This is a genomic window from Zoogloea sp. GDB6 (genome assembly GCF_056724105.1).
This window is the reverse complement of record NZ_CM161497.1, coordinates 2987208-3007500: the sequence shown is the minus strand read 5'-3', so window position 1 is coordinate 3007500 and position 20293 is coordinate 2987208. Positions and strand designations below refer to the sequence as shown.

The 20293-nt window shown below is 61.5% G+C and carries 19 protein-coding genes, 1 tRNA gene, 2 rRNA genes and 2 pseudogenes (1 of these 24 running past the window's edge); 9 read left to right on the top strand and 15 right to left on the bottom strand.

Translation table 11 applies throughout. The features are described from left to right. The 3 genes from AC1PQG_RS13600 to AC1PQG_RS13590 form a co-directional block, all read left to right on the top strand. Window positions 1–2843 (top strand): 23S ribosomal RNA (locus AC1PQG_RS13600); it begins 41 nt to the left of the window's first position. A gap of 117 nt (window positions 2844–2960) precedes the next feature. Further along, a 5S ribosomal RNA gene (rrf, locus tag AC1PQG_RS13595) occupies window positions 2961–3073 on the top strand. A 474-nt stretch (window positions 3074–3547) separates the two neighbouring features. Next, window positions 3548–3632: transfer RNA gene (locus tag AC1PQG_RS13590), tRNA-Leu, on the top strand. Between the two features lie 128 nt (window positions 3633–3760). On the opposite strand, the gene AC1PQG_RS13585 is transcribed toward AC1PQG_RS13590, so the two are convergent. Together AC1PQG_RS13585 and AC1PQG_RS13580 are read right to left on the bottom strand one after the other, a co-directional pair. Continuing rightward, window positions 3761–3967: an integrase core domain-containing protein gene (locus tag AC1PQG_RS13585; RefSeq protein WP_481123006.1), complete on the bottom strand. Its 207-nt coding sequence runs from the start codon at window positions 3965–3967 to the stop codon at window positions 3761–3763. An 11-nt stretch (window positions 3968–3978) separates the two neighbouring features. Beyond that, entirely contained in the window at window positions 3979–4287 is a 309-nt protein-coding gene (locus AC1PQG_RS13580) for a DDE-type integrase/transposase/recombinase (protein WP_481118387.1), read from the bottom strand. 263 nt (window positions 4288–4550) lie between these two features. Between AC1PQG_RS13580 and AC1PQG_RS13575 the strand changes: the two genes are divergently transcribed. Together AC1PQG_RS13575 and AC1PQG_RS13570 are read left to right on the top strand one after the other, a co-directional pair. After that, the gene (locus tag AC1PQG_RS13575) at window positions 4551–4790 is read left to right on the top strand and encodes a transposase (RefSeq protein WP_481118386.1); all 240 of its coding nucleotides are present in this window, start codon (window positions 4551–4553) and stop codon (window positions 4788–4790) included. A 155-nt stretch (window positions 4791–4945) separates the two neighbouring features. Continuing rightward, window positions 4946–5299 (top strand): annotated as a pseudogene (locus tag AC1PQG_RS13570) (transposase); the annotation flags it as partial. Window positions 5300–5406: 107 nt separating this feature from the next. On the opposite strand, the gene AC1PQG_RS13565 reads toward AC1PQG_RS13570, so the two are convergent. Together AC1PQG_RS13565 and AC1PQG_RS13560 are read right to left on the bottom strand one after the other, a co-directional pair. Then, window positions 5407–5553, bottom strand: a complete 147-nt coding sequence (locus tag AC1PQG_RS13565; RefSeq protein WP_481123063.1) for a hypothetical protein — start codon at window positions 5551–5553, stop codon at window positions 5407–5409. Window positions 5554–5566: 13 nt separating this feature from the next. Beyond that, a pseudogene (locus tag AC1PQG_RS13560) lies at window positions 5567–5737 on the bottom strand (transposase); the annotation flags it as partial. Window positions 5738–6566: 829 nt separating this feature from the next. On the opposite strand from AC1PQG_RS13560, the gene hemB reads away from it, so the two are divergent. Beyond that, window positions 6567–7532 carry a porphobilinogen synthase gene (gene hemB / locus AC1PQG_RS13555; RefSeq protein WP_481118385.1) on the top strand — a complete coding sequence of 322 codons (966 nt, stop codon included), beginning with the start codon at window positions 6567–6569 and terminating at the stop codon, window positions 7530–7532. 19 nt (window positions 7533–7551) lie between these two features. Here hemB and AC1PQG_RS13550 read toward each other — a convergent pair whose 3' ends face one another. The 7 genes from AC1PQG_RS13550 to AC1PQG_RS13520 all read right to left on the bottom strand — a co-directional run bounded on the left by AC1PQG_RS13550 (window position 7552) and on the right by AC1PQG_RS13520 (window position 12633). Continuing rightward, window positions 7552–8109 carry a C40 family peptidase gene (locus AC1PQG_RS13550; protein ID WP_481118384.1) on the bottom strand — a complete coding sequence of 186 codons (558 nt, stop codon included), beginning with the start codon at window positions 8107–8109 and terminating at the stop codon, window positions 7552–7554. After that, window positions 8078–8515: a D-aminoacyl-tRNA deacylase gene (dtd, locus tag AC1PQG_RS13545; protein ID WP_481118383.1), complete on the bottom strand. Its 438-nt coding sequence runs from the start codon at window positions 8513–8515 to the stop codon at window positions 8078–8080. The genes AC1PQG_RS13550 and dtd overlap by 32 nt, the downstream gene beginning before the upstream one ends. Further along, window positions 8512–9219 (bottom strand): SIMPL domain-containing protein, encoded by a 708-nt coding sequence (locus AC1PQG_RS13540; protein ID WP_481118382.1) that lies wholly within the window; start codon window positions 9217–9219, stop codon window positions 8512–8514. The genes dtd and AC1PQG_RS13540 overlap by 4 nt, the downstream gene beginning before the upstream one ends. Before the next feature lie 138 nt (window positions 9220–9357). Then, window positions 9358–10158, bottom strand: a complete 801-nt coding sequence (locus AC1PQG_RS13535; protein WP_481118381.1) for a DUF2189 domain-containing protein — start codon at window positions 10156–10158, stop codon at window positions 9358–9360. 55 nt (window positions 10159–10213) lie between these two features. Then, window positions 10214–11056 (bottom strand): alpha/beta fold hydrolase, encoded by an 843-nt coding sequence (locus tag AC1PQG_RS13530; protein WP_481118380.1) that lies wholly within the window; start codon window positions 11054–11056, stop codon window positions 10214–10216. 14 nt (window positions 11057–11070) lie between these two features. Further along, a complete protein-coding gene (locus AC1PQG_RS13525) occupies window positions 11071–12375 on the bottom strand; it encodes an O-acetylhomoserine aminocarboxypropyltransferase (RefSeq protein WP_481118379.1) in 1305 nt (434 codons plus the stop codon). 33 nt (window positions 12376–12408) lie between these two features. Then, complete coding sequence (locus AC1PQG_RS13520) at window positions 12409–12633, bottom strand: DUF465 domain-containing protein (RefSeq protein WP_481113860.1); 225 nt, start codon at window positions 12631–12633, stop codon at window positions 12409–12411. Between the two features lie 168 nt (window positions 12634–12801). On the opposite strand from AC1PQG_RS13520, the gene AC1PQG_RS13515 reads away from it, so the two are divergent. Next, complete coding sequence (locus tag AC1PQG_RS13515) at window positions 12802–13035, top strand: DUF3567 family protein (RefSeq protein ID WP_481118378.1); 234 nt, start codon at window positions 12802–12804, stop codon at window positions 13033–13035. Between the two features lie 97 nt (window positions 13036–13132). Then, complete coding sequence (gene greB, locus AC1PQG_RS13510) at window positions 13133–13687, top strand: transcription elongation factor GreB (protein WP_481118377.1); 555 nt, start codon at window positions 13133–13135, stop codon at window positions 13685–13687. A gap of 48 nt (window positions 13688–13735) precedes the next feature. Here the strand turns inward: greB and AC1PQG_RS13505 are convergent, their stop codons facing one another. Continuing rightward, entirely contained in the window at window positions 13736–15547 is a 1812-nt protein-coding gene (locus tag AC1PQG_RS13505) for an ATP-binding protein (protein ID WP_481118376.1), read from the bottom strand. A gap of 75 nt (window positions 15548–15622) precedes the next feature. Between AC1PQG_RS13505 and htpG the strand changes: the two genes are divergently transcribed. Then, window positions 15623–17539: a molecular chaperone HtpG gene (gene htpG, locus AC1PQG_RS13500; RefSeq protein ID WP_481118375.1), complete on the top strand. Its 1917-nt coding sequence runs from the start codon at window positions 15623–15625 to the stop codon at window positions 17537–17539. Window positions 17540–17668: 129 nt separating this feature from the next. Here the strand turns inward: htpG and AC1PQG_RS13495 are convergent, their stop codons facing one another. The 3 genes from AC1PQG_RS13495 to AC1PQG_RS13485 are packed head-to-tail and all read right to left on the bottom strand — an operon-like array spanning window position 17669 to window position 20253. Continuing rightward, window positions 17669–18115, bottom strand: a complete 447-nt coding sequence (locus tag AC1PQG_RS13495) for a universal stress protein (protein ID WP_481118374.1) — start codon at window positions 18113–18115, stop codon at window positions 17669–17671. A 14-nt stretch (window positions 18116–18129) separates the two neighbouring features. Continuing rightward, window positions 18130–19791 (bottom strand): L-lactate permease, encoded by a 1662-nt coding sequence (locus tag AC1PQG_RS13490; protein ID WP_481118373.1) that lies wholly within the window; start codon window positions 19789–19791, stop codon window positions 18130–18132. A gap of 60 nt (window positions 19792–19851) precedes the next feature. After that, window positions 19852–20253, bottom strand: a complete 402-nt coding sequence (locus tag AC1PQG_RS13485) for a heme-binding protein (RefSeq protein ID WP_481118372.1) — start codon at window positions 20251–20253, stop codon at window positions 19852–19854. Window positions 20254–20293 lie beyond the last annotated feature (40 nt).

Here is a 20293-nt window from a genome sequence, read left to right as displayed (position 1 = left end):
ACAGGCGATGAAGGACGTGCAAGCCTGCGAAAAGCGGGGGGGAGCTGGCAATGGAGCTTTGATCCCCCGATATCCGAATGGGGAAACCCACCTCTTTTGAGGTATCCCTGACTGAATTCATAGGTCAGTGGAAGCGAACCGGGAGAACTGAAACATCTAAGTACCCCGAGGAAAAGAAATCAACCGAGATTCCCCAAGTAGTGGCGAGCGAACGGGGATGAGCCTGCACGACTAAACCGGTTACTTAACAGAACAAGCTGGAAAGCTTGGCCATAGTGGGTGATAGCCCCGTATGTGAAAAGTAGCCGGCGGGTCTGAGCGTGCGACAAGTAGGGCGGGACACGTGAAATCCTGTCTGAAGATGGGGGGACCATCCTCCAAGGCTAAATACTCGTGATCGACCGATAGTGAACCAGTACCGTGAGGGAAAGGCGAAAAGAACCCCGGGAGGGGAGTGAAATAGATCCTGAAACCGCATGCATACAAACAGTGGGAGCCTCGCAAGGGGTGACTGCGTACCTTTTGTATAATGGGTCAGCGACTTACGTTCAGTAGCAAGCTTAACCGGATAGGGGAGGCGTAGCGAAAGCGAGTCTGATAAGGGCGATTTTAGTTGCTGGGCGTAGACCCGAAACCAAGTGATCTATCCATGGCCAGGATGAAGGTGCGGTAACACGCACTGGAGGTCCGAACCCACTAATGTTGAAAAATTAGGGGATGAGCTGTGGATAGGGGTGAAAGGCTAAACAAACTTGGAAATAGCTGGTTCTCCCCGAAAACTATTTAGGTAGTGCCTCGTGCGGACACTTCCGGGGGTAGAGCACTGTAATCGTTGGGGGGGTCATTGCGATCTACCCCGCGATAGCAAACTCCGAATACCGGAAAGTGATACACGGGAGACAGACGGTGGGTGCTAACGTCCATCGTCAAGAGGGAAACAACCCAGACCGCCAGCTAAGGTCCCAAATACATGGCTAAGTGGAAAACGAGGTGGGAAGGCATAGACAGCTAGGAGGTTGGCTTAGAAGCAGCCACCCTTTAAAGAAAGCGTAATAGCTCACTAGTCGAGTCGTCCTGCGCGGAAGATGTAACGGGGCTCAAGCCATGAACCGAAGCTGCGGATCTCGTAAGAGATGGTAGGGGAGCGTTCTGTAAGTCTGTGAAGGTGTCTTGTAAAGGATGCTGGAGATATCAGAAGTGCGAATGCTGACATGAGTAGCGATAAAGGGTGTGAAAAGCACCCTCGCCGAAAGCCCAAGGTTTCCTGCGCAACGTTCATCGACGCAGGGTGAGTCGGCCCCTAAGGCGAGGCAGAAATGCGTAGTCGATGGGAAACAGGTCAATATTCCTGTACCGCTCTATGATGCGATGGGGGGACGGAGAAGGTTAGGTCAGCCGGGTGTTGGACGTCCCGGTTTAAGCGTGTAGGCGTGCTCTTTAGGCAAATCCGGAGAGCTTAGCTGAGGCGTGACGACGAGGTCTCTTTGAGACCGAAGTGATTGATACCCTGCTTCCAGGAAAAGCCTCTAAGCTTCAGTCATAGAGTGACCGTACCGCAAACCGACACAGGTGGGCAGGTAGAAGATACTAAGGCGCTTGAGAGAACTCAGGAGAAGGAACTCGGCAAATTGATACCGTAACTTCGGGAGAAGGTATGCCTCGGTAGCTTGTAGGAGTACATCCGAAGGGCGAAGAGGCCGCAGAGAATCGGTGGCTGCGACTGTTTATTAAAAACACAGCACTCTGCAAACACGAAAGTGGACGTATAGGGTGTGACGCCTGCCCGGTGCCGGAAGGTTAAGTGATGGGGTGCAAGCTCTTGATCGAAGCCCCGGTAAACGGCGGCCGTAACTATAACGGTCCTAAGGTAGCGAAATTCCTTGTCGGGTAAGTTCCGACCTGCACGAATGGCGTAACGATGGCCACACTGTCTCCTCCTGAGACTCAGCGAAGTTGAAGTGTTTGTGAAGATGCAATCTCCCCGCGGCTAGACGGAAAGACCCCATGAACCTTTACTGTAGCTTTGCATTGGACTTTGACGGGACTTGTGTAGGATAGGTGGGAGGCGATGAGACTGGGACGCTAGTTCCAGAGGAGCCGTCCTTGAAATACCACCCTGGTGTCGTTGAGGTTCTAACCTAGGTCTGTGAATCCAGATCGGGGACCGTGCATGGTAGGCAGTTTGACTGGGGCGGTCTCCTCCCAAAAGGTAACGGAGGAGTACGAAGGTCACCTAGGTACGGTCGGACATCGTACTGATAGTGCAATGGCAAAAGGTGGCTTGACTGCGAGACCGACAAGTCGAGCAGGTGCGAAAGCAGGTCATAGTGATCCGGTGGTTCTGTATGGAAGGGCCATCGCTCAACGGATAAAAGGTACTCTGGGGATAACAGGCTGATTCCGCCCAAGAGTTCACATCGACGGCGGAGTTTGGCACCTCGATGTCGGCTCATCACATCCTGGGGCTGTAGCCGGTCCCAAGGGTATGGCTGTTCGCCATTTAAAGTGGTACGTGAGCTGGGTTTAAAACGTCGTGAGACAGTTTGGTCCCTATCTGCCGTGGGCGCTGGATATTTGAGGGGGCCTGCTCCTAGTACGAGAGGACCGGAGTGGACGGATCTCTGGTGTACCGGTTGTGACGCCAGTCGCATCGCCGGGTAGCTAAATCCGGAAGAGATAACCGCTGAAAGCATCTAAGCGGGAAACTCGCCTCAAGATGAGATATCCCTGGGAACTCGATTCCCCTGAAGGGTCGTTGAAGACCACGACGTTGATAGGCTGGGTGTGGAAGCGCAGTAATGCGTTAAGCTAACCAGTACTAATTGCCCGTGAGGCTTGATCCTATAACCTTGCAAAAATGCAAGACGAATAAAGCGCAACGCGCAGTCATACATCCCAAAGAACACTTCTTCCCTTTGACGCTTCAACCGCGAAAACGCGGAAAGCGGTACAAGTTATAGTCTGACGACCATAGCGTCTTGGAACCACCCCTTCCCATCCCGAACAGGACCGTGAAACAAGACCGCGCCGATGATAGTGCACAACCGTGCGTGAAAGTAGGTCATCGTCAGACTTACCCCATCAAAGCCCTCGCACTCCATCGTGCGGGGGCTTTGCGCTTTAAAGCTCCGAAACAAAGCAAGCCCCCGGAAAAACCATTCGCTCTTCACGCCGAAGGTATGTATTGACGCTTTTGATGGGGACAAAGCGCATGTTCGGCCTGGAGATCGCTTCGCCGACACGGCGGCAAGGTGGCCATGAATACACTCAACTGCTCGCGCTTGAGCTGCTTGCGTAAGCACCATGCTGCCCTGCTTATCGACGCCATGAATCTGAAAAAACGCTCTTGGCTAGGTCGATTCCAACTGTCGTAATCTTCATGATAGACGCCTTCTTCGACTTGAGTGGTTGATCAGCGATTCCGCTCCGGCACATCAATGCCGTATCGGGTGCGGGCGTCCATTCCATTGATTCCGATAACTACTAATCTACAAAGTTGGCGTTTGCACTTACGAATACCTTCGGATATACTGCCCGCCCTGAATGTGCGGGGTTGGCGGAATTGGTAGACGCACTGGATTTAGGTTCCAGCGCCGTAAGGCGTGAGGGTTCGAGTCCCTTGCCCCGCACCAATTAGGAGTGAAGTTGCCCACAACCCGTGGGCAGGTTGCGGCTTTAAAGTCAAGCGCTCTGATCGTACGCGATTGTCGTGACGAGGGCATTCTCCTTATCTGTACTACCCCAGCAAATCCTGCAGAGGTCATGCTGCTAAAGCGAGTGCTACAGCCTGGGTCTTCATCTCCAGCGCCTGATGGGGCTGCTGGTGGTTGTAGAACTGCATCCAGTCGCCGATGACGCGAATGTCATACTTCAGGGTTTCAAAGCGGTGGCGGTGGATGCACTGCGCCTTGAGGTTGCGGATCATCCGCTCCACTAGCCCATTCTTCTGCGGGGTGTAGGGCGTAATAAACGCCTACTTCAGGCCGTAGCGTTTGACCGGCGCGGTGTCGCTGCGGCTGGTGAAGTACCAGGCCGTTGTCCGAACACAGCATAAAGGGCCCGCTCCAATGCAGCTTCAGCGGTACGCGATTTGCCGCTGCGCGAAACATGCCCCCCCAAGAGCTCCCGGCTGTAGCCGTCGATCAACAGCGCCAGCGTGGTCCAACCATCTCGACCTGCCCAGACCCGGCATAGATCCGCCACGCAACGCTCGTTGGGTTGGGATGCTGGAGCGCAGCGCCTCAATCCGCGCTGAAACCCGAACGGGCGTTCTGACCTGCCCGCCATAAAGCTGTAAGACGCGCTGCACCGTGTTCTTGTTTTCCCCCTAGCAGATGGGCCACGGTCAGATAGCCAAAGGACGGGTTGTCCTCGATCATCGCCTTGACCGGTTCTGCAAAGCGGGACTGCACCTTCGGCGAAGCTTTCACCAACGGATAGTAGAACGTCCGACGGGGTACTTCAAACGTAAGCGTCCAGCCAAGTCATCTTCTCAGTCGCTCGTGATCCCCTGACTATCATGTCTTCCAACAACAGCCTTTGGAGGACACATGGACGCTTCAACAATCAATCTCCCCTCCGCCGGTCGGCGTCGTGGTCGGTACAGCGATGCCTTCAAGGCAGAGATCGCGGCCACCTGCAAGGCTTCTGGCGTTTCAACGGCTGCGGTTGCGCTGGCCAACGGTCTCAACGCCAACCTCGTTCGGCGCTGGGTGCTCGAGAGCAATCCGGCCCATAAGAGCGACACTCGGGCTGAATCCTTACCCGCCATGAGTGCGCCTTCGCCCTAGCCCCCGCCGCAGGGGGCCTCAGCGTCTCCAGGCTTTGTTCCTCTGGCACTGAACGCGCGGAGCGCCGACATTCGCATCGAACTGCCCCCTGCGCCAGAATAGTTGTCGCCTCGATAAAATCCTAAAGAACTCGGGGGCGATGATGAGAGAACGACGTGGCACGATACGGACAGGAATTCAAGGATAGAGCGGTGGCGCGATTGCTGCCGCCGGAGAGCGCGACGGTGGAGGCCGTCGCACGCGAGGTCGGTGTGGGTGTGGCGACGCTGGAGCGGTGGAGGAGCGATGCGCTGTCCAGGCCCGCTCGCGAGCGGGCCTGGACAGCGGCGGCGCGGTTCGAGGCGGTGCTCACCACGGCCGCGCTGGATGAAGCGGCCCGAAGTGCCTGGTGCCGGGAGCACGGGGTTTATCCGCAGGACCTGGCCCAATGGCGCCAGGCGGCCACGCAAGCGCTGGCAACACCCGAAGAAGCCCGTGCCAGCCCATCGAGCAGCAAACGGTGCTCTCGCTGCATCGGGTTCGCCAGGGCTTCGTGGCCGCACCCACGACCCAAGCCAACCAGATCCGGGGATTGCTCGCAGAGTTCGGTCTGGTGCTTCCAACAGGATTCTGCGCGTTACGCAAACAGCTGCTGGTGCTTCTGGGCGGTGTCGGTGATCAGGTGCCAGAAGTGTTCCGGCGTCTGGCGCGGCACCTGCACGAACATCTGGTGGAACTGGACCGACAGCGACAGGTTGGCGAATTCGAGGAGCAGATCAGGCAATGTCGGCTTGCACGCCACTGGAGTGCTGCCGCGGGACGCGCCCCGGCCATGCGGCCAGTTGCCGACCATTCTTGAAACTGTGGGCATCCGCAATCGAGGTCGCCAGCGCCGTGGCGGTGAGCGGTCCAACGCCCGGGATCGTCTCTAGGCACTGGCTCTGAATGCAGCTGCGGTGCCATTGCTGGGCATCAGCAAGCGCGACGATGTGTATCTGCGAACCTTGCTGATCCACGGTGCCCAGGCCGCCCTGTCGGCTGCGAAGCGACACGCAAAGTCGAATCCCTGGCTCGGCAAGTTACTTGAGCGACTAAATCCGAATGTAGCCGCCGTCTGCCCTGGCGAACAAGAATGCGAGAACCGTCTGGGCCTTGTTTGCCCACGATCGGGAGTTTCGGGGGGCGATTACACGTCGAGACTGACAACCGTATAACCCGCATCAATCACATACAAAGAACGGACAGGTACGCCAATCGATTGCGCTGACAATCACGTAGTGATGGTGAAACAGGTAAGGCCGCGGTTGGCCAAACCTATTCGTGGGGACGCACTTCGAGTGCATTGAATCGATCGGGACCCAACCAGCGTATTTCATTAGGGACAGTAGCATCGCTACAACGAAAGTCCGAACCTGCGGGCTGGGCAAGCCGGGGGCGATTCACTATATATGTTCTTAAGTGCTGTTGCAGCCGTGTTGGTGAGCGAGAAGATATGTCGGCCATTGGGCTTCGGCTTAGAATTCTGTTTGTTCAGACGGGGCCGCGCCTCAAGGCAGAATCCGGGTGTGTGGCGCAATAAAAAACCCCCGGCAAGGGGAGCGCCGGGGGTCGAAAAATGCCTTGCTTGCTCAAGGCACCCGCTCAGGGAGGTATAGCGGGAGACGGTTCAGCACCATCTGTTCATTAGTGTAGAGGCCGGGGGAGAAAGTTCCTGCGGCATTTCGTTTCTGGATGTAAGTACTTGAGATCTTTATGAGCCCAGTTCAGTCTGTATTTCCGGCAATCCGGATGCGTCGCATGCGCAGGGATGAGTTCTCCCGCCGGCTCATGCGCGAGCATCGCTTGTCCGCCAACGATTTGATCTACCCGGTTTTTGTTCTGGAGGGGCAGGGCATCACGCAGCAGGTGGCATCGATGCCTGGTGTGGCACGTATGTCGCTCGACAATCTCCTGCGCGTTGCTGAAGAGGCCGTTCAGCTGGGCGTGCCGGCGCTGGCATTGTTCCCCGTGATCGAGGACGGCAAGAAGAGCCTTGGCGCGGAGGAGGCCTTTAACCCCGATGGTCTGGTGCCCCGTGTTGTCAGCGAGCTGAAGAGGCGTTTTCCCGAACTGGGCGTGATCACCGACGTGGCCCTTGATCCGTATACGGTTCATGGTCAGGACGGCCTCATCGATGCGAACGGCTATGTGCTCAACGACGAGACGCTGGAGGTCCTTGCTCGCCAGGCGTTGTGCCACGCCCAGGCGGGCGCAGACGTGGTCGCGCCGTCGGACATGATGGACGGCCGTATCGCCCGTATCCGTGCCGAGCTGGACGGCGCGCAGCAGATCTACACGCGCATCCTGGCTTACTCGGCCAAATACGCGTCGAGCTTCTACGGCCCGTTCCGCGATGCGGTCGGCTCGGCGGGCAATCTGGGCAAAGGCAACAAATACACTTACCAGATGGATCCGGCCAATTCCGACGAAGCCATCCGTGAAGTGGCCCTCGATATCGCCGAAGGCGCGGACATGTTCATGGTCAAGCCCGGCATGCCTTATCTGGATATCGTGCGGCGTGTGAAGACCGAATTGAAGGTGCCGACCTACGCTTACCAGGTGAGTGGTGAGTACGCGATGCTGAAGGCGGCGGCGGCTAATGGCTGGCTGGACGAGAAGGCTTGCGCGATGGAAGCCCTGCTGGCGTTCAAGCGGGCCGGAGCTGATGGCATCCTGACCTATTACGCACTGGATGCGGCGCGCTGGTTGAAAGAGAACCAGTAAGTGCTGTCCCCGGAGGGCGTCAGCCCTCCGGTATCAGGGTCCGGGCGCCTTCGAAGCGTTCCGCGAAGTAGCGGTTGTCGAGACGATCGACCCGGACCTTCCCCTTGCTGCTGGGGGCATGGATGAACCTGCCGTCGCCGAGGTAGATGCCCATGTGGGAATAAGAGCGACCAAGGGTGTTGAAGAACACCAGGTCGCCCGGCTGGATTGCGCCGGATGAAATGGGGCGCGTACGTTCGGCGATACCTGCCGCGTTGTATGGCAGTTTGCGTCCGCTGACCTGTTCGACGATGTAGCTGACCATGCCGCTGCAGTCGAGCCCGGCAGACGGGTTCTTGCCCCCGAAGCGGTAGCCGGTGTCGAGCAGCCCCAGCGCGTAGAGCACGACCTCCTGGGCATCGGCAGACTGGGATAGGGTGATCCAGTTGCGGTTTGTGGGGGACGACGGCCGGGAGTAAGGCGTGGATGAATCCCGCGGCCGCGGAGGCGTCTGGCTGCAGCCCGCGAGCATGGCCAGTGCGAGGAGCAAGGCGGGGTATGCCCGTTCAGGCGGTGAGGCGGAAGGTAACCGGGCCATTGTTGACGAGGGATACACGCATGTCGGCCCCGAACTCGCCCGTTTCCACACAAGAATGGCGGCTGCGGGCAAGGGTTACGGCAGCATTGAAAAGTTCTTCGGCGAGGTCAGGGGCTGCCGCGGGCGTGAAGCTAGGGCGGGTTCCCTTGGCCGTATCGGCGGCCAGCGTGAACTGGGATACGAGCAGCAGGCCGCCCCCGGTGTCCACCAGCGAGCGGTTCATCCGCCCTTCGTCGTCGGGAAAAACGCGGTAGCTCAGCAGGCGTTCCACCATCCGATTGACGTTGGTCGACGTATCGGCTTTCTCCACGGCGACCAGGGCAAGGAGCCCCGGACCGATCGCCCCGACGGTACGCTCCTCCACCGTCACGCGGGCTTCCAGAACGCGTTGAATCAGCGCAATCATTCCAGAAGTTCGATCTGCCCGTTGACGGACACGCTGACAGAGCTATCGCCGGCTTCGATGGGGGCGGGCACGGCTTCGGCGGCCATCATGCTGGCGCTACGGGCGAGCGGCATGATGGACTTCTGTTGGATGCCGCCGGTGTTGACGGAGACGTGCTTGATCTTCCATTTCTTGTTGAGGCTGGCGGCGACCAGTTTTGCGCGGGCTTCGAATGCTGTGAGGGCATCCACGATGGCCTGCTCCTCGATCTTCTTCCAGGTCTCGGCCGAAGGGGCTGCATTCAGCCCGCCGATGACCATGCTTTGCTGGAGCTTGCCGAGGAGTTCCGACAAGGCAGCGGAGTCGTTGGCCTCGAGAAGCAGCGTTGAGCGCATCCGCCAGGCCTCGATATTGCGCACGTTCTTGCCATAGACCGGGTAGGTCATGTTGCCGCCGGTGCGAACTTTCACCGCCGGATAATTGCGGGACGTTTGCAAGGCTTGGGCGACGACCGAATTCACCTTGCGGGCCAGTTCGGCGGGGCTGGTTTCGGTGGTTTCGTAATAGACCTGTGCCCGGAACTGGTCGTTAGGGGCGGGGCGACTCGCTTCGACCGAGATATCTGCCGTCGGCAATGCGGGGGGCGTTGCTCCGTCGGCCGCTTGCGCCGTAGCAGTAGTCAGGAACAGGGCCAGGCCTGCAGAAAGGAAGGAGGCTATGCGCACGGGAATATTCTCCGGCCATGACTGGATGGTATGAAATCCCGCCTATTTCGCCACAGGTCGAAGCAATTGGCAAAGCCCATGTGCTTGTTCAGTGCTGCCTGCGGCGCAGAGTGTCGCTGAAAAGCACAGGGCCCGGTGTCAGTTGTTCGGCAGCGGTGCCACCAGTTGCCGGTAGGCGTGCCAGGTGGCGTGCCCGACGATGGGCATCAGGACGACGAGGCCGAGGTGAAAGCTCAGGAAGCCCAGAATGGTCAGGCTGACGATCAACGCGGCCCAGATGAGCAGCGGGAGCGGATTGAGGGCCAGGGCCCGGATGCTGGCGATCATCGATGTGACGGCATCCTGATTGCGGTCGAGCATCAGCGGAATGGACACCACGCTGACCGCGAACACCAGTAGCGCGAAGATGAAGCCGACGCCAAAGTAGACCAGCAGGAAGTCGAGGTTCTCGAAGGACAGCACCTGTCCGAGAAAGCCAGACAGGTTGGGGAGCTCCCGCGTGTAGAAGATGGCGAAGATGACGAGGGAGGCGCGCGCCCAGATCAGGAAGATGACGGTCAGTACCGCGGCGAAAACGGCGAGATTGCCGGCATTGCGGCGCCACACCATCAGGGTCGGGGTCAGCGCGCATTGCTCGCCGAGTTCCCGGCGCCGCGAGAGCTCATAGAGCCCCATGGCAAAGAACGGGGCGAGGAGCAGAAAGCCGGTGGAAACCGCGGAGGTGTATTGGTAGGCGTGCTCGAAGACGAAGGTCAGCAGCAAGCCCATGGCCGCGAAGCAGAATCCGTAGAACAGGCTGGCGACAGGGCAGGCCTTGAGATCGTTGAAGCCCTGCGCGATCCACTGGAACGGTGCGCCTGCGCCGATTGTGCGTAAGGTTGGAAATGGCAGCGCTGCGGCGGCCTGTTCGTCGTCCGGGGGGATGTCATGCTGAGCCATGCTTTGTCTCCGTTATGGTTATTGGAACTCAATGGCCTGCAGCAACCGGATCAGTTCATGTTGGGGGCTGTCCGGTTGCGTGGGAAGAATTGACGAAGGCCCACAAGGCGTCGAGCACCTCGCCGGGGGATTCGGACATCATCGCGTGGCCGGCGTCCGGCAGCACGATTCTGGTGAGCGCAATGCTCTTGTCGAAGGCCGCGGCGAGCGGTGCGATTGCCTTGGGAGGCGTCATCCGGTCCTGAGCCGAACTCAGCAGCAGGGTTGGACAGCGAACCCGTGCGGCGGCGTCGAAGCCAGCGGTATAGGCATTGCACGCAGCCATGTCGGTATGCAGCACACCTGGCGCCTGGCGCTGCATCAGGCGCTCATTGAGCGCGGTGAGGTTCATGCCCGGAATGCTGCTGGCGCCAGTCTGGCTGTGTGGCGCGAAGGACCACTGGTTGATCAGTGCATGGGCCTTGTCCCGGTTCGACAGCGTGGCATCGAGCAGGGCGGGTGCCACCGGCATCGGGGCAACGGCGCCGACAAGAACCAGTCGGCTCACCAGTTCGGGAGCCGTGGCGGCTAGCTGCAGCGCGATCAATGCCCCCATGCTGTGGCCTATTACAACTGGACGCTCGGTGCCGAGCTTGTGCGCCAGGGCAAGGATCCACTGGGCCAGGCCCTCGATACTTTCCAGTGCGGGGCCGTTGGAGCGGCCATGGCCGGGGAGGTCCGGGGCAATGACATTCCAGCCGTGGTGGGCAAAGTAGCGGGTCTGTAGCGTCCACACACTGTGGTCGTGCCCGGCGCCATGGATGAACAGGGCGGTGGGGCGGTCGCGTTCCAGGCGCTGGCCGCCGGTGTAGCAGTAGGTGATGTGGTCGGTCAGGTGACCGGACAGGTTGAGTCTCATGCGTGCTTCCGGAGTCAGGCCAGGGCTTTCTGGACGGCGTACAGCGCACGGTCCACATCTTCGATCAGGTCGGACACACTTTCCAGACCGACCGAGAGGCGGATCGTTCCTTCGGTGATGCCCGCCGACAGCAGTGCATTGCGCGACATGCGGAAATGCGTGGTGCTGGCCGGATGAATGGCAAGTGATTTTGCGTCGCCGACATTGGCCAGGTGGGAAAACACCCGGAGCGTCTCGATGAACGCTGCGCCCGCCTTGCGCCCGCCCTTGAGGCTGAAGCTGAACACGCCGCCACAGCCCTTCGGCAGCAGTCGTGCCGCCAATTGATGATCGGGATGGCTATCGAGTTCGGGCCAGGAGACGGACTCCACCAGCGGCTGGGCCACGAGATGGGACACCAGCGCCCGTGCGTTGGCCACGTGGCGTTCCATCCGCAAGCCCAGGGTTTCCATGCCCTGCAGGATCTGGAAGGCGTTCATCGGCGACAGGCAGGCGCCGAAGTCGCGCAGGCCCTCGCGCCGGGCACGCAGCAGGAAGGCGGCAACGGGGGACTCCTCGGCGAAGTCCATGCCGTGGAAGCCTTCATAGGGTTCGGTGAGCGTCGGGAAATGGCCGTCGGAGGCCTCCCAGTCGAAGTTGCCGCCATCGACCAGTAGGCCGCCGATGGCAACTCCGTGGCCGCCGAGGAATTTGGTGGCGGAGTGCACGACCAGGTTGGCGCCGAGATCCAGCGGACACTGCAGCATCGGCGTGACCAGCGTGGCATCCACCAACAGCGGAATGCGTGCGTCACGGGCGATCTGCGCCAGCTCCGGAATGTCGAGCACTTCCAGGCCCGGGTTGCCGATCGCTTCGCCGAACAGCAGGCGGGTTTCCGGACGGATGGCTGCCCGCCAGCCCTGGTGATCGCCGGGGGCGACGAAGGTAGTTTCAATGCCGAAGCGGGGCAGCGTGTAGGCAAGCAGGTTGTTGGAGCCGCCATACAGCGCGCGGGACGCAACGATGTGGCCACCGCTGCCCATCAGCGTCGTGATGGCCAGCAGCAACGCGGCCTGGCCACTCGCGCAGGCAATCGCGCCGATGCCGCCGTCGAGGGCGGCGATGCGCTCCTCCAGCACCGCATTGGTGGGATTGGAGATACGCGAGTAGACATGCCCGGCCCGTTCCTGATTGAACAGCGATGCGGCGTGCTCGCTGTCCTCGAAGACGTAGCTGGTGGTGAAGTGGATCGGGGTGGCCCGGGAATGATGAACGGGGTCGGGCGTCTGGCCAGCGTGCAGGGCGAGTGTGTCGGCCCCGGCATTGCGGTGGATGGACATGCGGTATCTATTCTGGGATGGGGAGGGCTGGTCTCAGGCCGGTTCGTCCGGGTCGATGAGGCGCTGGATGATGGCAATCCGGTCCTTGACCAGCAGTTTGCGTTTCTTTAGGCGGCGCAGCAGTAGTTCGTCGCCCGGCGGGGGCGCCGACGAAATCTGGGAGATGACGGCGTCGAGGTCTCGATGCTCGGTGGTCAGGGTCGCCAGCCGGGATGCGAGGCTGGTGACGTCGGCGCTGGGTTCGTTGCTGTCGTTCATGCCTGGTCTGAATGAGGTAAGCGCACGGCTGCGAGCGGGTTCGGTGGAATCTTAGGCGCGGGGGGCGGGAATTACAACGGCGTTGGGGAACTTGAAGTGTCGGAATGTGTTCCCATCTTCAGTAGCACAATGCCCAAAAGGCAAAACCTAGCTATCGGGAGGCCTGTCATGAACGTGGTGCTCAACAATCCTGTCCTGTATGTGGTCGATTACCCCAACCTCGATGCGGTCGAGGTGATCGACAAACGGCGCGGCGTCGGCGCCCTGTTTCGTGACGAGGCAGCCCAGCGCTTCCGCCGCGAACTGCGCGACGTGGCCTCGTCGGCCACCGAGATGGACGATTTCGAAGCCTGGATCGCCGACTACGGTTCGCTGATGACCCAGCCGGCGATCTACCACTGACGCGTTCCTGATGCGGGATGGGGCGGTAGGAGCCGCTTGCCAGTCGGGCAGGCGGCTCCTACTATTGCCCACCGTTTTGTTTCCGGAGTGTTTCAGGGTGAATAAGGCCTTCGTCAAGGAAAGCGACCAGGACGAGGACGACGAGTCCGCGCCGGGTGTGCCCAGCCTGCCGCCCGGTACCCGCAACTACATGACCCGCAACGGTTTCGAGCGGCTCAAGGCCGAACTCGATGAGCTCGTTCGCGATGAGCGCCCCAAGCTGGTCGAGACGGTGCGTTGGGCTGCGTCGAACGGTGATCGTTCGGAGAACGGCGACTACATCTACGGCAAGAAGCGCCTGCGGGAGATCGACCGCCGCATCCGCTTCCTGATCAAGCGCCTGGAGGGCGCCACTGTGGTCACGCCTTCCGAGCAGGAGAATACCGAGCAGGTCTTCTTCGGCGCGACGGTCACCGTCTGCGATGTGGACGGGGACGACGAGCAGACCTATCAGATCGTCGGTGTGGACGAGGCAAACGCCTCTGAAGGCCGGATCAGCTGGATTGCACCGCTATCCCGTGCCTTGCTGAAGGCCAGGGAAGGGGATGTGGTGCGTTTCGCCAGCCCAGCGGGTCTCCGCGAAATCGAAGTCGTGGAAATCCGTTACGAGTGAGGCGAGGCGCTGCAGCTGTCTGCGTGAAGGAGATCGCCGCAGCGCTGCTCACCCCATCTGCTTGATACGTGGGCGGCGGACGATGGCCGGACTGCGCGGGAGCGTGAAGAAGACCGTCGTGCCGGCGCCCGGCGCCGACTCGACCCAGATCGTCCCGCCATGGCGTTCGATGATGCGGCGTACGCTGGCCAGGCCGATCCCCGAACCCTCGAAGCCGCCCCGCGCGTGCAGTTGCTGGAAGGGCTCGAAGAGTTTGCCTGCGTGGGCCATATCGAAGCCGATCCCGTTGTCGGTCACATAAAAGAGTTGTTCCTCCCCGTGGGGGCGGCCACCGACCTGGATGAGCGCCGGGTGGCTGTCGCGGGAAAACTTCCAGGCGTTGCCCAGCAGGTTCTGCAAAGCACTGCGGATCAGCGTCGGATCGGCGTCGATGCTGAGCGCGTCTTGTACATGGAACTGCACCGGGCGCTCCGGTGTTGTGGTGGCCAGTTCATCGAGAATCTCCCGCGCAATGGTGCTCACGTCGGTGGGGGCGATCTTCAGCGCCTGCCGCGACACGCTGGCGAGTTTCAGCAGGGCGTCGATGAGTTCTCCCATCCGCAGGCTGGCCCGGCCGAGGCGGGCAATGTAGTCGCGGCCGCTCGCGTCGAGGCGTTCGCCGTAGTCGTCGGCCAGCGCGTGGGCAAAGCCGTTGATGGCGCGCAGTGGCGCACGCAGGTCATGGGAGATCGAGTAGCTGAAGCTCAGCAGCTCCCGGTTGGACTGCTCCAGTTCTTCGGTGCGCTGGCGCACCCGTTCCTCCAGCGATGCGTTCACTTCGGCAAGGGCTTCGCGTTCGGCGTCGCGCAGGCTGGCCACGCGGTGCAGGCTGAAGGCCAGCGCGCCGAGGAGGCCCAGCATCAGTCCGGCCGCGGCCACGATGTAGCGCCGATGGACATAGAAGTCGGCCAGGGCGACTTCGACCGGCCGGCTCGCTGCGATGATCAACGGGCGGTCGGCCAGGCGTCGGTAGGCGCGGATGCTGTCTACCGGGTCCGCGTCGCTGGCGCCGGTCAGCACCAGGCTGCGGGCGTCGGCGGGCGTGCCGGGTACCGATGGCCACGAGGCGGCGGTGCCGATCAGGGCGTCGTTTTGGGGGTGGTGGATCAGCACGACCTTCCGGCTGGCGTGGATAACGAGGATCGTGTCCCGGTCGGACAGCCCGAGCTCCCGGTATACAGCCCCGAAATAGGCATGGCTGATGGCTGCACCGGCGGTTCCGAGGTATTTGCCGGCCGCATCGAAGATCTGGCGGGTCAGCGGGGTGCTGACGCGGCTGCCGACCTGGTGATGTCCGGGGCTGCCGATATCGAAGCCGTCCTTCAGGACGGGCGGCATGCTCGGCTTGCCCGGCGCCGCGTCATCCTGTTCGGTGGGTTCCGGCTCGAGGGCATCGGCGGCAAGGCGTCCGTCCTCGCGCTCGACGAACAGGGTCTCTGCTTCCGGCAGGTGGGGGGCGCGCTGCCGCAGCAAGGCCTGCAGTTCACCTTGGTCGAAGGCGTCTATGCCGCCGCGTAGTGCAACCAGGCCCGCAATTTCGTTGATGGCACCCTCTGCCTCGCCGAAGGTGCGTGCGATGTGTTCCTCGAGTACGCGAGTCAGGTTCAGCAGCTCGGACTCCGAGCGCCGCAGCACCTGGTCGTGGTCATATCGGATGAGTGAAGTGGTGACGCCGACGATGAGGGCCGCGAGCAGCGCGAAGGCGATCCAGATGGCCAGCCGCAGCCAGCGCAGCGAACTCGCTGCGACGGGGGGATCCGCCCGGGAAGCTGCGGGCTGCGACGACGGAAGCGCTGAGGCGGGCAGTCGGGAGTGTTCCATCCGTTGGCAGGGGCTTGAAAGTCAGAGGGGCATACCCATATGGGGATCGTTAACGGTTCTTATGGAGCAAGCTTTATGACTGTCGATACGTCCGCGCAAACCTTGAACTTCCAGGCTGAGGTCAAGCAACTGCTGCACCTCATGATCCATTCGCTGTATTCGAACCGGGAGATCTTCCTGCGGGAGCTGGTTTCGAATGCCTCTGACGCCTGTGACAAACTTCGTTTCGAAGCCCTGGAGAACGGTGGGCTGTTCGAGAACGACGCCGAGTTGAAGATCCGCGTGGGCTACGATAAGGCGGCCCGCACGCTGACCATCGCCGACAACGGCATCGGCATGAGCCGTGACGAAGTGGTGACCAACCTGGGCACCATCGCCAAGTCCGGCACCAAGGAATTCTTCGGCAAGCTGACCGGCGATCAGAAGAAGGACGCCCACCTGATCGGCCAGTTCGGTGTTGGTTTCTACTCTGCCTTCATCGTGGCCGACAAGGTCACCGTGCGCACCCGCCGTGCTGGCCTGGGCGCTGATGCCGCGGTGCAATGGACCTGTTCGATGACCGGCGATACTGCCGGCGAATACACCGTCGAAGCCGTCGAGAAGGCCGACCGCGGTACCGAGATCACCCTGCACCTGCGCGATGACCAGGACGATCTGCTATCCAGCTGGAAGCTGCGTTCGATCATCCAGAAGTACTCCGACCATATCCTGCAGCCCATCGTGATGAAGAAGGAACAGTGGGACGAGGAGAAGAAGGAGCAGGTTCTCACCGACGAGGACGAGACCGTCAACAAGGCCAACGCCCTGTGGGCGCGCGCCAAGTCGGACATCACCGACGAGGAATACACCGAGTTCTACAAGCACGTCGGCCACGACTACGAAGAGCCGCTGGCGTGGACCCACGCCAAGGTTGAAGGCCGCCACGAGTACACCCAGCTGCTCTACGTGCCCGGCCATGCCCCCTTCGACATGTGGGACCGCCAGGCCCGCCACGGCGTCAAGCTCTACGTGCGCCGCGTCTTCATCATGGACGACGCCGAGAAGCTGATGCCCATGTACCTGCGCTTCGTGCGCGGGGTGGTGGATTCCAACGACCTGCCGCTCAACGTGTCTCGCGAGATCCTGCAGGAATCCAAGGACATCGACACCCTGCGCGCCGGCTGTACCAAGAAGGTGCTGAGCCTGCTCGAAGACCTCGCCGAGAACCAGAAGGACAAGTACGTCACCTTCTGGAAGGAGTTCGGCCAGGTGCTGAAGGAAGGCGTCGGTGAAGATCACGCGAACAAGGAGAAGATCGCCGGCCTGCTGCGCTTCGCCTCGACGAACGCCGATACCGCCGAGGAAGTCGTATCGCTGGCCGACTACATCGGCCGCATGAAGGAAGGCCAGGACAAGATCTATTACGTCACCGCCGACAGCTTCAATGCCGCCAAGAACAGCCCGCATCTGGAAATCTTCCGCAAGAAGGGCATCGAGGTGCTGCTGCTGTCCAACCGTGTGGACGAATGGGTGGTTGGCAACCTGACCGAGTTCGACGGCAAGCAACTGGCGTCCGTCGCCAAGGGTGGCCTCGACCTGGGCAAGCTGGAGGACGAAGCCGAGAAGGCTGCAGTCGAGAAGGAAACCGGCGAGCTGAAGGACCTGCTCGACAAGATGAAGAGCAGCCTCGGCGACAAGGTGAAGGAAGTCCGCGTCACCCACCGTCTGACCGACTCTCCCGCCTGCCTGGTGGCCGACGAGCACGACATGGGGATGAACCTGGCCCGCCTGATGAAGGCTGCCGGCCAGAACATGCCGCTGTCCAAGCCGATCCTCGAGATCAACCCGGCCCACCCGGTGGTGCTACGCCTCAAGTACGAGGACAAGCAGTTCGAGGACTGGGCCGCGGTGCTGTTCGACCAGGCCCTGCTGGCCGAAGGTGGCACGCTGGACGACCCGGCGAGCTTCGTGAAGCGCATCAACCAGCTGATGCTGGCGATGAACGCGGCCTGAGTGCCGTGGGCGGGGGCGAGTGAGTTCGCCCCCGCTATGGAGCTCCTGGTGGCTTCGTCGGTAACTCAGCAATGAAAATGGCGGGCCATTCCTGGCCCGCCATTTTTTTGCCTCGAGTCCCTAAAGGACTTAGCGCACCAGCAGCAGTGAAGTCTTCGCCAGCCGAGTAAGGTTCTCGGCGACGCTGCCAACCAGCAGGCGGTCCATGCCATGGCGGCCATGGGTGCCGGCGATGATCAGATCGGCGCTCCAGTTCTGGGCCGCGTCGACGATCTGCTCGGCGGTGCGCTTGTTTTCCGACTCGATCAGCAGGCGTTCGGCCGTGACGCCGGCAGCGCTGGCCTTGGCAACTGCCTCGTCCAGCACCGGGCGGGCGACCTGGCGCATCTCATCCTTGATCTTGTCGGCGTCGATAAAGGTGCCGATGCCCATCGCGTGCTGAACCAGTGGCGCCTCGTCGAGGGCGTGGGCCACGCACAGGGCGGCACCGGAAAGCTTGGCCAGTTGCACGGCTTCGTCGAGGGCCTTGCGGGCGGTGTCGCTGCTGTCGATGGCAACCAGAATGCGCTTGTACATGAGGACTCTCCCGATTACTTGATGACGAGGGCGCTGAACGGCCAGACGTAGGCCTGCAGCGTCACAAAGATACCCACCAGGCAAGCCAGCGCGATGGAGTGGAAGAACACGTAGCGCAGGATGTCACCCTCGTGGTTGAACCAACGCGTCGCGGTGGAGGCCACCACGATGGACTGGGCGTCCACCATCTTGCCCATCACGCCGCCGGCGCTGTTGGCTGCGCCCATCAGGTTGGGGCTCAGGCCGAGCTGTTCCGCCGCAACCTTCTGCATGCCGCCGAAGAGCACGTTGGAGGCCGTATCGGAGCCGGTCAGCGCGACGCCGAGCCAGCCCATCAGGGTGCCGAAGAAGGGATACAGCACGCCGGTGGAGGCGAAGGCCAGGCCCAGCGTGGTGTCGAGGCCGGAGTAGCGGGTCAGGGTGCCGAGGGCCAGCATCAGCACGATGGTGATCAGCGAGTAGCGGACCAGCCAGATCGTCTTGCCGTAGGTGCGCAGCAGCGTCAGCGGGTTGTACTTCATCGCCAGGCCACCGACGATGGCGGCCACGAAGATACCGGTGCCAGTCGCCGACAGCAGGCCGAACACGTACTCGGCGCCTTCCTTGGTCGGTGTGGTGACAACCGGCGGCACCTTCTCGACCAGCTTGTGCAGGCCCTCGATCGGGAACTTCGGCGCGTAGATGCCGTTGAAGTAGGCCTTCACGGCGGGCAGGCCCCAGATGAAGACAAACACCGTCAGGATGAACCAGGGCATCCAGGCGCGCACCACGTCGCCGCTGGCATGGCGGGCGATGGCGGTGACCGGGGCGGCCTTGCCGCCATCTTCCTCATGGCCGCGCAGGGAGGTGGAGCGCCAGATCTCGGCGGGCTGCCAGACCTTCATGAACAACACCAGGCAGATCATCGAGCACATCGCAGCGATGACGTCCACCAGCTCAGGGCCAAAGAAGTTGGAGACGATGAACTGCGGGATCGCGAAGGTAACGCCGGCGACCAGGATGGCTGGCCAGATCTGCAGCATGCCCTTACGTCCGGCGAAGGCCCAGATCAGCCAGAACGGCACCAGCACCGAGAAGAACGGCAACTGGCGGCCGACCATCGCCGACACGGCCATCACGTCATAGTTGTGGACCTTGGCCAGCGTGATGATAGGCGTGCCGAGAGCACCGTACGCCACGGGGGCGGTGTTGGCGATCAGGGACAGGCCGGAGGCGGCCAGCGGCGAGAAGCCGAGACCGATCAGGATCGCCGCAGTCACCGCCACCGGCGTGCCGAAGCCTGCCGCGCCTTCGAAGAAGGCGCCGAAGGCGAAGGCGATCAACAGCAGTTGCAGGCGCCGGTCTTCGGTGATGCCGGCGATGGAGTCCTGCAGGATCTTGAATGACCCGTTCTGCTCGGTGAGTTGGTGCAGGAAGATGATGTTGAGCACGATCCAGCCGATCGGCAGCAGGCCAGTGAGGCCGCCCAGGAAAGCCGCCTTGCCGGCCATTTCGGCCGGCATGCCGTACGCAAAGATCGCGATCAGCAGTGCGCTAGCCAGGCCGGCCGCCGCTGCAATGTGGGCCTTCAGGTGCAAGAAGCCGAGGCCAATCAGCATGACCGCCACGGGGATTGCCGCGACCAGCGTACTCAGCAGCATGCTGCCGAGCGGGTCGTAGGTCTGTTGCCATACCATCGTTTTGTCTCCTCTTATATTTGGTGTGGTGCTGAGGTGTGGTGCTGCGCTTGCGGCTTGTCAGGCCGCGGCTACGCCGGCGCGGGCCACCTGGGAGTCCTGGTCGGGTTTGACCCCGGACACCCCGACGGCACCGACGACGTGGCCATCTACCGTGATGGGCACGCCGCCTTCCAGCATAGCGTTCAGGCCGGGCGCGGAAAGGAAGGCATTGCGCCCGGCGTTGATCATTTCCTCATAGAGGCGCGACTCCCGGCGACCGAGGGCGGCGGTACGGGCTTTTTCGGTGGCGATGTAGGCGCCGATCGCCGCGCAGCCGTCGAGGCGTTCGAAGATCAGTGGATGGCCGCCATCGTCCACCACCGAGATGGCGACGGCCCAGTTATGGTCCCGGGCTTCGCTACGAGCGGCGTCGAGTATGCGGATGGCGTCGTCACGGGTCAGGAAGGACTTGGTTTGCATGGTGGTTTCCCTTTTATGGTCTCTGTTGGGGTTGGGATTG